Genomic DNA, 12,318 nt, shown 5'->3' on the forward strand with positions numbered 1-12,318 from the left:
TGTGCCCGGGGTGAGATCCGAAGTTGTGCCCGGGGTGAGGTCCGAAGTTGTGCCCGGGGTGAGGTCCGAAGTTGTGCCCGGGGTGAGGTCCGAAGTTGTGTCCGGGCGCAGATGAGTCCGCCCCGCCACGACATCCATTGACCTCGGCGGCGCCCGGGCGCATAATTCATCACATGATGAATAACTCGGCGGTCGAGATCACCCAGCTGCGGGTGCGGCGGGGGCGGACGCGCGTGTTCGACGGCATCGACCTGACGATCCCGCGCGGAGAGATCACGGGGCTCCTCGGCCCGTCGGGGTGCGGCAAGACGACGCTGATGAGATCGATCGTCGGCGTGCAGCGGATCGCCTCGGGTGAGGTCTCCGTGCTCGGCGAGCCCGGTGGCTCGGCACGCCTGCGGAATCGCGTCGCCTATGGGACGCAGGGGGCCGCGGTCTACGGGGATCTGACCGTGCGGCAGAACCTGTCGTACCTCGCGGCGCTGCTGAGGGCGCCGAAGGGAGACGTCGACCGCGTCATCGACGAGGTCGGTCTCCGCGATCAGGCGGGGCAGCTCGTCGAGTCCCTCAGTGGTGGGCAGTCCACGCGGGTGTCTCTCGCGATGGCGCTGATCGGCGCTCCGGAGCTCGTCGTGCTGGACGAGCCGACCGTGGGCCTCGACCCCGTCCTCCGGGCCGAGCTCTGGGGGCTGTTCCGCGCACTGGCCGATCGCGGCGTGACGATGATCGTGTCGAGTCACGTCATGGACGAGGCGCTGCGCTGCGACCGGCTGCTGCTCATGCGCGACGGCCGCATCATCGCCGACACGACCCCGCGGGCGCTGCTCGATGACACCGGGACGTCCGATCCGGAGGCCGCGTTCCTCGCCCTGATCGAGAGGGACCGTGCAGCCCACGGGTCGGGCCGCCGCAGCCGCAGGGAGGTGTCGGAATGAACGGCCGACGGATGCTCGCCACCGCCGCACGCGTGCTCGGGCAGCTGCGACACGATCCGCGCTCCATCGCGCTGATGCTGATCGCGCCGAGCCTGCTGGTCGGGCTGTTCGCGTGGCTGTTCAGCGACCAGGACGGCGTCTTCGACCGCTTCGGCGGGGCGATCCTCGCGCTGTTCCCGTTCATCGTGATGTTCCTGATCACCTCGATCACGACGCTGCGGGAGCGTCGGTCGGGCACCCTCGAGAGGCTCATGACGACGCCCCTCGGCAAGGCCGACTTCATCCTGGGGTATGCGCTCGCGTTCGGTCTGATGGCGGTGCTGCAGGCCGTGATCACGGTGTCGTTCGCGGTCGGGGTGTGCGGACTCGACGTCGAGGGTCCGCTGTGGCAGCTCGGCCTCGTCGCCGTGGTCGACGCGCTGCTCGGCACCGCGCTCGGACTGCTCGCGAGCGCCTTCGCGCAGACCGAGTTCCAGGCGGTGCAGTTCATGCCGCTGCTGGTGTTCCCGCAGATCATCCTCGGCGGACTCTTCATGCCGAGGGATCAGATGCCCGACGTGCTGCACGCGATCTCGGACTGGCTGCCGCTGAGCTATGCGATCGATGCGATCGGCGCGGTCACGACCGGCGACGAGGGATGGGACGTGTACGGGCCGCTGCTCGTGGTCGCGGCGTTCGCGGTGGGCGCGCTGGTGCTGGCGGCGCTGACGTTGCGGAGGCGCACGCGCTGAGCGCAGCGCACGACGTCGAGCAGGGGCGGGCACGATTTCGGACGCAGATGCCGACACTCCGTGTTCAGGGTGCCGCCCGTCGGCGTGTCGGTGGCCATCTCCGAATCTGTGCCCGGGTGCCCGAGCGTGGGGAGTCGGCCGGGATGGAGGCTGAGGCCGGGCGGTCTCACCGCGCGGCGCGGTTCTTGGTGTGCCTGGTCGGCGCGGCATCCCACGGGTCCTCAGGCCACGGATGCTTGGGATAGCGCCCGCGCATCTCCGCACGCACCTGCGCATACGGACCCGACCAGAACGACGCGAGATCGTCGGTCACCGCGAGGGGGCGTCCGGCGGGGGAGAGCAGGTGGAAGAGCACGGGAACCCTGCCGTCGGCGAGCCGCGGGGTCTCGGCCCAGCCGAAGCACTCCTGCAGCTTCACGGCGACGACAGGGCGTGCGCCGGGGTCGTCGATGGGCGGGTAGGCGATGCGGATGCGGGAACCGGTGGGCACCTCGAGACGTTCCGGCGCGAGCTCGTCCAGCCGCGCGGCCTCCGGCCAGGGCAGCAGGCGGCGGAGGGCGGGGGCCAGGTCCACTCTCGCGGTCGGGGCGCCGCCGGCCAAGGCGTCGAGCTCCGGCGCGAACCACCCGTCGAGCGTGGCGAGCAGAGCGGCGTCGGAGACGTCAGGCCAGGGCGACCCGCACTCGCGATGCAGCAGCGCCAGGCGGCGGCGCAGTCCGTCGGCGACATCCGACCAGGTGAACATGCTCAGACCGTCTCGTCCGATCGCCCGACGGACCGCCTCGCGCCCGGCCTCCGCCGACGCGCGCACCGGGGAGGAGGAGAGCACGATCGCTCCGACGCGGCGTTCGCGGCGGGCCTGCACCCGACCGCCGACGAACTCCGCCTCGACGCGATCGGTCAGCAGATGGCTCGCGGCCTCGTCCCGCTGCTGTTCGCTGAGCACGGCGGCGGATCGCACGATGGCGCCGGATCCCGCGGCTGCGCGTCCGCTCGCGCGCGCGACGTCGGCCACAGCCAGCCACTCGGCCGATGCCAGGGGACCGCGCAGCCCGGCGCGGGTGCCGGAGGCCAGCAGGTACGTCGCGCCCTCGGCCGTGCGCTCGACGCGGCGGGCGATCCGCTCGGGGAAGGCCAGGGCGACGACGAGTCCGGCGCCGTCGAGTCCGGAGCGGGCATCAGGCGCCGGGGCGACCAGACGCTGCAGGCGATCGACGTCGCTGCTCCACCTCCGGGCCTCCGGACTGCGGGCTCCGCGGAGGTCGATGAGCGCCCGGGCGACCTCGGAGTCCGCGATGCGCACGTCGCCGCCCAGCAGCGCGACGACCTCGGCGGCGAGCCGGCTGCCGACCAGGGGGCTGCCGTCGCGGAGGGCGCGGGCGAGCCGCGGATCGGCCGGGATGCGGGCGAGTGCGCGGCCGTCGTCGGTGGCGCGGCCGTCGTCGTCGATCGCCCCGAGACCGCGCAGCACGGACAGGGCGTCGTCCAGAGCGTCGGCGGGCAGCGGGTCGATCAGACGCAGGCCCGACCCGCCCGGTGCTCCCCAGCAGCTGAGCAGCAGCGCGGCGTCGGCGAGATCGCTCGTCGCGATCTCCGGGGCCGGACGTGCGGGAGCGGCCGCGTACGTGCGTTCGTCGACGCAGCGGATCACGGTCCCCGGGCCCTGGCGGTTCGCGCGTCCGGCGCGCTGCACGCAGGTCGCTCTGGATGCCGCCGCCGTGACAAGTCCGGTCATCCCGCGCACCGCATCGCGCTGCGGATGGCGGGACAGGCAGCTGTCGACGACGAGACGCACACCGGGAACCGTGAGCGAGGACTCCGCGAGCGAGGTGGTGACGATGATGCGCGGCGGCTCCTCCGGGCGGCGACCGCGGATCACGGCATCCTGCTCGCTCGCGCGCAGCTGCCCGTGCAGCTCCCGCACGTCGAACCCGCCGCCGGTGTCTCTGAGACGTCGGGCGACCTCGGACACCTCGCGGGCACCGGGGGCGAACACCAGCACGTCGGCTGTCGAGTCGTCACGGGTCAGGTCCCGAGCCGCGGATGCAGTGGTGCGTGCGACGTGATCGAGGAAGGCCCACGTCACCCCGCGATCGTCGAGACGCGGGGCCGGGCTCGGTGCCCAGCGTTCGGTGAGGGGGAAGGCGGGGACGTCGTGATCGACCACAGGGGCGGGCGTGCCGTCCGTTCCGATGACCGCGGCGATGCGGTCGGCGTCGAGCGTGGCCGACATCGCGACGAGCACGAGGTCGTCTCGGAGCTCGCGGACCTCGGAGAGCAGGCCGATCAGGAGGTCGGTCTCCAACGCGCGCTCATGCACCTCGTCGATGATCACGGCGTCGACGCCGTCGACGCCGTCGAGGCCGGGGTCGTCCAGCATCCGCCGCAGCAGCACGCCGGCGGTGACGAACTCGACGCGCGTGTCCCGCCCGGCCTGGCGCTCGCCGCGCACCGTGAATCCGACTCGGCCGCCGAGGGCCGTGCCGTCGAGCTGTGCGAGCCGTCGGGCGGCGGAGCGGGCGGCGACCCGGCGCGGCTGGGTGACGATCACGCGCCCCGCGGAGCGGTTCGCCAGCAGCGGCGGCACGAGCGTGGTCTTGCCGGTACCGGGAGGGGCGCTGACGACCACCGCGGTGCTCTCGTCGAGAGCGGAGGAGACGGCGTGGAGACCGGCGGAGAACGAGAGACCTGCGCCGAGAGCGGCGAGGTCGAAGGCGCGCGTCTCCGTCATCCTCCGAGTCTAGGCATCGCCGGGAAGACGACGGATGCCGCGACCGAACCGGCCGCGGCATCCGCTCTTCTGCGTGTCTGCTCGACTACTCCGCTGCGGGAGGCGGAGGAGTGGTCGGCTTCGGCTCGCGCTTGGCGGGCGCGGGGGCGGCCGCGGCGACGCCGGCGCCGATCCCGCGTCCGACGGCCTGACCCTGGATGATCGACGCGAGGTCGAGTCCGGTCGCCGCGCTGACGCTGTCGAAGACCGACTTCAGCGCCTTGGCGCTGTCGGCGCCGACGAGTTCCGACGCGCCGTCTCCGGAACCGCCGATGATCGACACGTTGCCGATGGTCGAGTAACCCTTGGCGAACTCGGCCATGATCGCGGGGAGGGTCTCGAGCACGCGCTGCGAGAGGAACGCGTCCTGGTTCGACGCGATGGCCTTCGCCTCGGCCTCGACGGCTGCCGCGCGCGCCTCGCCCTCGGCGCGGATGGCGTCGGCCTCGGCGTTGGCGCGCAGACGGCGGGCCTCTGCCTCTGCCTCGGCCTGGGCGCGGAGCGCGTCGGCCTCACCGGTCGCACGGGCGATCGCGGCCGCAGCCTCACCGGCGGCCTTCGCCTGGTCGGCCTGGGCCTGCTGCTCAGCGATGCGGGTGCGGGCCTCTGCCTGCTTGACCTGCTCGATCGCCGCGGCCTCAGCCGCACGCTCGCGCGTGTACAGCTCGGCCTGTGCGCGGGTCTCCGCCTCGTACCGCTGCGCGTCGGCGACGCGCTTGACGTCGGCATCCAGCTGGGCCTGCTTGTTCTCGGCCTGCTGCTGGAGCACCGCCTGCTCGGTCTGCGCGCGCGTGAGGTTCTCGGCCTGCTCGGCCTCGGCGCGGGCCCGGCCGATTCCGGCGTTGGCGTTCGCGGTGTTGGTGTCGAGCGCGGTCTGCTCGATCAGGTTCGCTTCCTGGTTGGCGATGTTCTTCTGGTTGATCGCACGGTCGGCGTTGGTCTGCGAGATCTCCGCGGCCTGTCGCTTCGCCTGGATCTCGGGGGCGCCGAGCGACTGGATGTAGCCGACCTTGTCGGTGATGCCCTTGATCTGGAACGAGTCGAGGATGAGGCCCTGCTCGGCGAGCTCCTGCGAGACGTCGGCGGCGATCTGGTCGGAGAATTTCTTGCGCTCGCGCATGAGCTCGACGACCGAGAGCGTGGCGACGATGCCGCGCAGGGCGCCCTCCAGCTGCTCGGTGGTGAACTGCTCGATCGCCTTGTCCTGCGAGGCGAAGCGCTCGGCGGCGCGGCGCACGTACAGCGGGTCGGAGCCGATCTTCACGATCGCGACGCCGTCGACGTTGAGGGTGACGCTGTCGAGCGACTGCGCCTCGGCGTTGAGCGACACCTGCCGCGAGCGCAGGGAGATGATCTCGTGGCGCTGCGTGATCGGGTTGACGAGCGACTTGCCGTTCACGATGACCGTGACGGGGGACTCCTCCATCTCGGCGCGGCTCGATCCGTCGGCCGAGATGATGGCTCGCTGCACCTTCTGTTTGCGCCCGGAGATGACGAGAGCCTCGTCAGCTCTGGCGACCTTGATCCAGCTGCGTGCGAACAGCAGCAGGATCAGGAGCAGGACGACGACGATGACGACCGCGATCCCGACGATGATGAGGATGCCGACGATTCCGGCGATCTCCATGGATGACCTCCCTTTGCCCCCCTCGGGGGTGGTCTGCGATGCCGACGCGGAGATGTCGGCACTCGGTTCCACCCTGCCAGAAATGCGCGGGGGCCGCTGAAGGGTCGTTCAGTCTAAGCGTCGCGCGTTCGGCGAGAAGTCGGGCGTTCGGCGAGAACGGGCGTGCGGGTGCGTCCGGCTCAGGAGGTCAGCGCCGGCGCAGCTTCTCGGCGAGGTCGCGGAGGGTGCGGAGCTCGTCGTCGTCGAGGCGCGACATGCGGTCGGCGATCGAGCGGCCGTGCACCGTCGCGAGGGCGCGGAACGCCCTGGCGCCGGCATCCGTCGCCCTGATGAGGGCTCCGCGGCCGTCGTCGGGGTCGGGGCACTTGGCGATGAGCCCGCGGGTGACCATTCGGTCGACCAGGCGGGAGACGCTGGGCTGGCTGATCAGCATGTTGCCCGTGACGTCGCGCAGCCGCGAGGTCATCTCGGGGGAGCGGGTGACCGTGAGCAGCACGTCGTACTCGGCCTGGGTGAGGTGGGCGTCGTCGAAGTCCTGGACCATCTCGTCGAACAGTTCGTGCTGCGCGCGGAACAGGCTCTCCCATGCCTCGAGAGCGAGTTTGCGATCGGTCATGGAGAACAGCGTACTGGGAGCCGCCGACACGGGCGGGGCCGACCGGAAGGGTCCGGCCGGCCCCGGTCGGTCAGCCCTGGTCGTGCTCGGGAGTCATCCACTGCACGAGCTGATAGATCACGCCGTTCGGGTCGGCCATCTGGAAATAACGCTCTCCCCACGGTTCGGTCTCGATGGGCGTCACGATGTCGACGCCCGTCTCGCGCAGCCGCGCGTAGTCCGCGTCGATGTCGTCGACGGTGAAGACGACGAGCAGGCCGGATGCCGATCCCGCCTGCGATGCGGGCCTGAAGGTGGAGAGTCCGGTGCGCAGGTAGATGAGGTGGAAGCCGGCCTGCGGGTGGCTGAGGGAGCTGAACCCGTCGGCCGACATGGCGACCGAGAAGCCCAGGTGCTTCTGCGCCCAGGCGGCGGAGGCCTCGACATCGGGGACGTTGAGTGAGAGAGCGGACGAGGTGATCTGCATGGGGATCTCCCTTTCGGTAACGTTGTACGTCGTACAATGTAGCTGGTACAACGCAGACGTGGCAAGATCATTCCCGTGACGTCAGAACGCACCGGATCCGGTGAGCCGAGCAGGACGCTCGCCCTCCTGTGGGGTCAGCCGGTCGAGCCGCGCAAGGGGCCGGCCCGGTCGATCACCGCGGCGAAGATCGTCGCGGCGGCGCTGACTCTCGCCGACGACGAAGGGCTCGCGGCCGTCACGATGCGCGCCGTCGCCGAACGGGTCGGGGTGTCGACGATGTCGGTGTACACCTACGTCCCTGGAAAGCCCGAGCTGCTCGACCTCATGGTCGACGCCCTCTACCTGTCGATGGAGCGTCCGGACTGGGGTGCGCAGTCCTGGCGCGAGCGGCTCGAGGCGGTGGCGGAGTCCAACCGGATGCTGCTGGCCGCGCATCCGTGGCTGACCGAGGTCGCCGCGCTCAGCCGCCCTCCGCTCGGACCCGGCGTGATGGCGAAGTACGAGCACGAGCTGTCGGCGTTCGACGGCGCCGGTCTCTCCGACGTCGACGTCGATGCGGCTCTCGCCTACCTGCTCGGGTTCGTGCAGTCGCACTGTCGCGCGGCTCACGACGCCGATCGCGCGACGACCGACACGGCCCTCAGCGACGCCGAGTGGTGGGCCGCCAACCAGCCCCTGCTCGCGCGTGCGTTCGACCCTGCGGTCTATCCCCGGGCTGCGCGCATCGGAGCGGCCGCGGGTGAGGCGCAGGGAAGCGCATGGGATGCCGGGCGGGCCTGGCGGTTCGGTCTCACGCGGACCCTCGACGGACTCGCTGCGCTCATCGACGCCGGCTGACGAGGCGGATCCGTCGCGGCGTGACCGGACGCAGTAAGGGCCGATCGGAGAGGCTTCCGACCGGCCCTTGTCCCTTGCACCAAGAGGTCCTGCAATCACATGAGGTGGATGCCACAGCAAACATTCACCGTGCGATCACTCTATAACGGCGAGGTAACGAATGCAACGGTTTGATCACGGAAATCTGTGAGAGGTGAGAGCGTGTCCCACCTTCTCGTTCTCGCCGATCAGGGCTTCGCTGGGACCGCGTAACTGCAGCGGCCGATTGGTGCTGTCTTGCAGGATGATGAGGCATGGACCAAGACAGAATCGATGCTGCGATACAGGCGTACTACGGCAGTGTTTTTGATGAGCATGCGCGGCTGACCACGCGGTCCGCGCAGGGTCGGCTCGAGTTCGAGCGCACACAGGAGGTCGTTCGAACCGCCACCCCTGCACCGGCGCGAGTGCTGGATGTCGGAGGGGCCACTGGTGTTCACGCGGCCGCGCTGGCACGCAGCGGGTACCAAGTGGTGTTGATCGACCCTGTTGAGAGCCAGGTTGCTGCGGCACGACAGATCGGGACATTCACCGCTGCGGTCGGAGACGCCCGACAGCTCGACTTTCCGGAGGACTCGTTCGACGCGGTTCTCATGGCTGGCCCCCTCTATCACCTGGCCGAGCGCGAGGAACGCCTGCACGCACTGAGCGAGGCGCGCCGAGTGTGTCGACCCGGCGGATTCGTGCACGCTGCGGCGATTCCCCGGCTGTTGGCTTTCGCCGCGGCGGCCCTCGATCCTGACCTCCTCGACGCCTCCCTCGACGCGTGGCTGGACCTGTTGAGACACGGCGCACCGGTTCCCTCTCTCCGCTTCCCGGGCGGTCACTTCCACACTCCGCAAGAGCTCCAGGAGGAGATGACCGAAGTTGGTCTTCGAAACGTGACAGTCATCGGGCTCGAAGGCCCGGCCGGTGTCGCTCTGGAGAGCGTCGCTGAGGTGACCGACGCCGACTTTTCTGCGGCGATGCAACTCGCCCGAACGTTCGGAGACATGCCGGACATCCGCGACTTCAGCAACCATCTCCTGGGTTCCGGAATCGTCTGAATCTCGAGCGGTCAGCATCGAATCAGTTGTCGCCTGAGCCGTCCCCACCGGCGCTATTCTAGTGCTAGAGTAACCGCCATGAACCTGACCCCGACCGAGCTGACCATCCTGGGGCTCATTGCCGAGCAGCCTCGGCACGGCTATGACCTCGAGCAGGTGATCGAGCAGCGCGGCATCCGCCGGTGGGCCGACATCGGGTTCTCGTCGATCTACTACGTGCTCACGAAGCTGGAGGGTCGTGGACTCATACAGTCCGAGGGCGCAAAGGCCGGTGCCAGATCGAGGAAGGTGTTCCACGCGACAGAAGCGGGCAGGCGCGCGGCGGAAGAAGCCGCTGTCGCGTTCATCGCCGAGAGGCGAACCGTCGCGCATCCCGCCCTCGTTGGTCTCGCCAACCTCGCCCTTCTCCCGGAGCAGGAGTACGCGGACGCGCTGCAGCGACGTCTGGTCTGGATCGACGAGCGGATCTCCGAGGTCATCGCGGCCGAGCGCTCTCAGGGTGCTCTGCCTCTGGCCGCGCGCGAGGTCTTCTCCTACTCGCTGTGCCTTCTCGAGGCGGAAAGGGCGTGGCTCGCGGCGCGAGTCCAGGTGTCCGATGAGTGATCAGATGCGGCAGGGCCACGGTGGCGAACGGGATGATGCGACGATCATCGACGGGATCGACGCCTCGGGAGGACTGCATTGCGAGACGACGGCCCTCGGCGTGCTGCTGGAGCACACGGGGCTCTCGCTGTCCGAAGCGATGCTGTTCGGGCTGGGGTCGGGTCTGTCGTTCATCTACTGGGATTCCGCGCGGCAGGAGCTCCCGTTCCTCGGCGGACGGGTGAAGCCCTTCGAGCTCACCCAGAACCTGACCTCGCGCCTGGGAATCGAGCTGCGGGTCGAGGAGACCACCTCGCCTCGGAAGGCGTGGGATCGGTTGCGCGCGCAGATCGATCGGGGAAAGCCCGTGGGTCTGCAGCTCGACAGCCATGATCTGGACTATTTCGGGTCTCGGGTGCATTTCGCCGGCCACGTTGTGGCCATGTACGGCTACGACCACGACAGGGCGTACCTGGTCGACACGGCCCAGCAGGGAGGTGAGGTCTCGACGAGTCTGGAGAGCCTCGCGCGTGCTCGGGCAGCGCGGGGTCCGATGTCTGCACGGCACCGCGCCTTCGTCGTGGATGTTCCCGCCGCCGCCGCGCGACCCGAGCGGATCCGCGAGTCGATCGTCCCGGCGATCACCGCCTGCGCCGAGGAGTTCCTCGCGCCTCCGATCGCCAACCTCGGCAATCGCGGCATCCTCACCACGGCTGCGCGCCTTCCGACCTGGCTCGACCGGGTCGACGACCCCGCCCGCGACCTCCCCGTCATCGCCATGCTCATGGAGCGGGCCGGCACCGGAGGGGCCCTGTTCCGCAACATGTACCGGGACTTCCTGACCGAGAGCGCAGAACTCGTCGTGCATGAGGCTCATGCCGACGTCATCCGTGAGAGCGCGGTCCTGTTCGCGGAGTCCGCGCTCCTGTGGACTCGGGTCTCGGAGTCGATCGCGCGGGCAGGCGAAACGCAGGATGCGGAGTCGCTGGTCGAGGCGGCAGAGATGCTGCGGCGCATCGCGGAGATCGAGACGGCCGCGATGACACGGCTCGCTTCGCTGAGCGACACGGGGGAGACCCGTGGAGCGTGACGCCGTCGGCATCCGTGCTGAATCGCCGGGTAGCGTGGCGAGGGTGGATGACCAGATCGCGGGCTGGCTGAGCTCGGCGCGATACGCGACGCGTGCGGCGGAGTCGAGGGCGGAGTTCGCCCAACTGGATGATGCGGTCGGCTCAGGTGACGTGGCGGTGCGTCTCGCTGCCGTTCGTCGGCTGAGCGCCCTCGCGAGAGCGGAACTGGGCTGGTTTCTTCTTCCCGTGCGCGAGTACTTCCTGAGCACGGAGACGAGGCGGATGCTCGGTGCGGCGCTCAGTGTGGAGACGGACGTCAAGGTGCGCGACAGCCTGCTCAACACGGTGCGTCACGCCTCGGAACGGTGCGTGACGCACACGATGTGGGAGCCGGTTCGAGCCGCAGAAGACGAGCGGGAGTGGTGTGACTGGGTGCACCTGATCGCTGCGACTTTCAGCGTCGCTCCGGACCTGAGCACGCGGGCCGAGGCAGCCTACCTCCTCGCATTCTGCGATGACGCGCGCGCCTGGGAGGTCTACCAGGAGGTGATTCCTCGCCGGTCCGGACTCCTGCCGATGTTGGAGATGGCGATAGAGCGCTACCCGCTCAGCATCAGCGATGAGACCGGTGCCGCGCTCCTGGCCTTGGCTGACGCGGTCGGCTCTGCGCACCCGCGGCAGAGGTATCCCGCAGCCGGCATTCGCACGGTGCTCACCGCGCGCCTGACCTGGTCAGTGCGCGGCGAAGATCTCGCGGGCGCGGGCGACGATGTCGTCCAGCCGGGACTGCAGGTACGGTCCGGGGCATTCGGTCCCCGACCAGATCTCCCTGTGGCTGATGACGTGTTCCCTGTCGATCGTGAACGACACCGGCACGCCGTCCAGCGTCCTGCCGTCGTAGGTCGCGAGCCACGCGATCATCTGGGCGAGCTCCTCCAGCTGCACCGCCGTCACGGTGTAGTCCGGCGCTCCCGTGGCGTCCAGGGTCTCCACGGCCAGCGACCGCCAGTTCCAGTCGGCGCCGGTCGATGACGGCTTCGCGCCGGGGCGGATGAGCTCGAAGACGGACCCGTCGTTCCGCAGATAGAAGGTGGGCGCGGAGGAGCGCCTGTTGCAGCGCGAGAGGAAGTCCAGCTGCTCCTCGGTCGTGCCCGTGTGGTGGATGACGAAACGGTCGATGATCGGCGTCACCGTGTGGTGGTCGCTTCCTGCGGTGTCACGCGTCGACCGAGCTATGGGGTTCCGGCAGTCCGCGAACCCGAGCGGCGCCTCGAGGCCCTTGAACGCGCGATCGTAGACGGGTTCGTACTCGGGCAGCCCCCTCGGATTGTCCGGGTCCACGGCAGGCGCCCCGCCGTCTGCGCCCGGGGGAATCGTGGCGAGCAGGATTCCCGCTGCCGTGACGGCGACGCCCGAGCCCGCAGCGATCAGGAAGCGTCGACGGGTGTGCGCCGACGGGCTTCCGTCAGGATCGTGTGCGGGGGAGTGCTCCATCTGCCCATCTAACACGCTCGGTCGAGCAGCCGAGGTTCATGGCGGCTGTCAGCGGGCAAAACAGCATCAGCGGGGCCGGCGACCGTCTGGATGGGCATCATCTGG

At 69.7% G+C, this 12,318-nt stretch carries 11 protein-coding genes; 6 read left to right on the forward strand and 5 right to left on the reverse strand.

Translation table 11 applies throughout. The features are described from left to right. Positions 1-173 precede the first annotated feature (173 nt). The gene (locus tag ACFY5A_RS08490; protein ID WP_387233147.1) at positions 174-935 is read left to right on the forward strand and encodes an ABC transporter ATP-binding protein; all 762 of its coding nucleotides are present in this window, start codon (positions 174-176) and stop codon (positions 933-935) included. After that, complete coding sequence (locus tag ACFY5A_RS08495) at positions 932-1,666, forward strand: ABC transporter permease (RefSeq protein WP_387233150.1); 735 nt, start codon at positions 932-934, stop codon at positions 1,664-1,666. The genes ACFY5A_RS08490 and ACFY5A_RS08495 overlap by 4 nt, the downstream gene beginning before the upstream one ends. A gap of 166 nt (positions 1,667-1,832) precedes the next feature. Here the strand turns inward: ACFY5A_RS08495 and hrpB are convergent, their stop codons facing one another. The 4 genes from hrpB to ACFY5A_RS08515 all read right to left on the reverse strand — a co-directional run bounded on the left by hrpB (position 1,833) and on the right by ACFY5A_RS08515 (position 7,145). Beyond that, complete coding sequence (gene hrpB, locus ACFY5A_RS08500) at positions 1,833-4,397, reverse strand: ATP-dependent helicase HrpB (RefSeq protein WP_387233153.1); 2,565 nt, start codon at positions 4,395-4,397, stop codon at positions 1,833-1,835. A gap of 85 nt (positions 4,398-4,482) precedes the next feature. Beyond that, a complete protein-coding gene (locus ACFY5A_RS08505; protein WP_341940219.1) occupies positions 4,483-6,063 on the reverse strand; it encodes an SPFH domain-containing protein in 1,581 nt (526 codons plus the stop codon). A 187-nt stretch (positions 6,064-6,250) separates the two neighbouring features. Then, a complete protein-coding gene (locus ACFY5A_RS08510) occupies positions 6,251-6,679 on the reverse strand; it encodes a MarR family winged helix-turn-helix transcriptional regulator (RefSeq protein ID WP_105674730.1) in 429 nt (142 codons plus the stop codon). A gap of 70 nt (positions 6,680-6,749) precedes the next feature. Next, entirely contained in the window at positions 6,750-7,145 is a 396-nt protein-coding gene (locus ACFY5A_RS08515; RefSeq protein ID WP_105674728.1) for a VOC family protein, read from the reverse strand. 75 nt (positions 7,146-7,220) lie between these two features. On the opposite strand from ACFY5A_RS08515, the gene ACFY5A_RS08520 reads away from it, so the two are divergent. The 4 genes from ACFY5A_RS08520 (at position 7,221) to ACFY5A_RS08535 (ending at position 10,739) form a co-directional block, all read left to right on the forward strand. Beyond that, the gene (locus ACFY5A_RS08520; protein WP_387233158.1) at positions 7,221-7,982 is read left to right on the forward strand and encodes a TetR/AcrR family transcriptional regulator; all 762 of its coding nucleotides are present in this window, start codon (positions 7,221-7,223) and stop codon (positions 7,980-7,982) included. A 293-nt stretch (positions 7,983-8,275) separates the two neighbouring features. After that, positions 8,276-9,067: a class I SAM-dependent methyltransferase gene (locus ACFY5A_RS08525; RefSeq protein ID WP_387233161.1), complete on the forward strand. Its 792-nt coding sequence runs from the start codon at positions 8,276-8,278 to the stop codon at positions 9,065-9,067. A gap of 78 nt (positions 9,068-9,145) precedes the next feature. After that, positions 9,146-9,670, forward strand: coding sequence for a PadR family transcriptional regulator (locus tag ACFY5A_RS08530; protein ID WP_387233164.1), 525 nt, complete (start codon positions 9,146-9,148; stop codon positions 9,668-9,670). Further along, positions 9,663-10,739, forward strand: coding sequence for a BtrH N-terminal domain-containing protein (locus ACFY5A_RS08535; protein WP_387233167.1), 1,077 nt, complete (start codon positions 9,663-9,665; stop codon positions 10,737-10,739). Before ACFY5A_RS08530 ends, ACFY5A_RS08535 begins: the two co-directional genes overlap by 8 nt. 712 nt (positions 10,740-11,451) lie before the next feature. On the opposite strand, the gene ACFY5A_RS08540 is transcribed toward ACFY5A_RS08535, so the two are convergent. Next, positions 11,452-12,213: a peptidoglycan recognition family protein gene (locus tag ACFY5A_RS08540; protein ID WP_387233170.1), complete on the reverse strand. Its 762-nt coding sequence runs from the start codon at positions 12,211-12,213 to the stop codon at positions 11,452-11,454. Between the last annotated feature and the right edge of the window lie 105 nt (positions 12,214-12,318).

It is taken from the genome of Microbacterium sp. NPDC012755 (assembly GCF_042901325.1).
Taxonomy (GTDB): Bacteria; Actinomycetota; Actinomycetes; order Actinomycetales; family Microbacteriaceae; genus Microbacterium; species Microbacterium natoriense.

Coding starts and splice junctions, on each gene's coding strand:
- hrpB (WP_387233153.1), bottom strand. CDS start 4,397: ATGACGGAGACGCGCGCCTTCGACCTCGCCGCTCTCGGCGCAGGTCTC.
- ACFY5A_RS08505 (WP_341940219.1), bottom strand. CDS start 6,063: ATGGAGATCGCCGGAATCGTCGGCATCCTCATCATCGTCGGGATCGCG.
- ACFY5A_RS08515 (WP_105674728.1), bottom strand. CDS start 7,145: ATGCAGATCACCTCGTCCGCTCTCTCACTCAACGTCCCCGATGTCGAG.
- ACFY5A_RS08490 (WP_387233147.1), top strand. CDS start 174: ATGATGAATAACTCGGCGGTCGAGATCACCCAGCTGCGGGTGCGGCGG.
- ACFY5A_RS08510 (WP_105674730.1), bottom strand. CDS start 6,679: ATGACCGATCGCAAACTCGCTCTCGAGGCATGGGAGAGCCTGTTCCGC.
- ACFY5A_RS08540 (WP_387233170.1), bottom strand. CDS start 12,213: ATGGAGCACTCCCCCGCACACGATCCTGACGGAAGCCCGTCGGCGCAC.
- ACFY5A_RS08495 (WP_387233150.1), top strand. CDS start 932: ATGAACGGCCGACGGATGCTCGCCACCGCCGCACGCGTGCTCGGGCAG.
- ACFY5A_RS08525 (WP_387233161.1), top strand. CDS start 8,276: ATGGACCAAGACAGAATCGATGCTGCGATACAGGCGTACTACGGCAGT.
- ACFY5A_RS08535 (WP_387233167.1), top strand. CDS start 9,663: ATGAGTGATCAGATGCGGCAGGGCCACGGTGGCGAACGGGATGATGCG.
- ACFY5A_RS08530 (WP_387233164.1), top strand. CDS start 9,146: ATGAACCTGACCCCGACCGAGCTGACCATCCTGGGGCTCATTGCCGAG.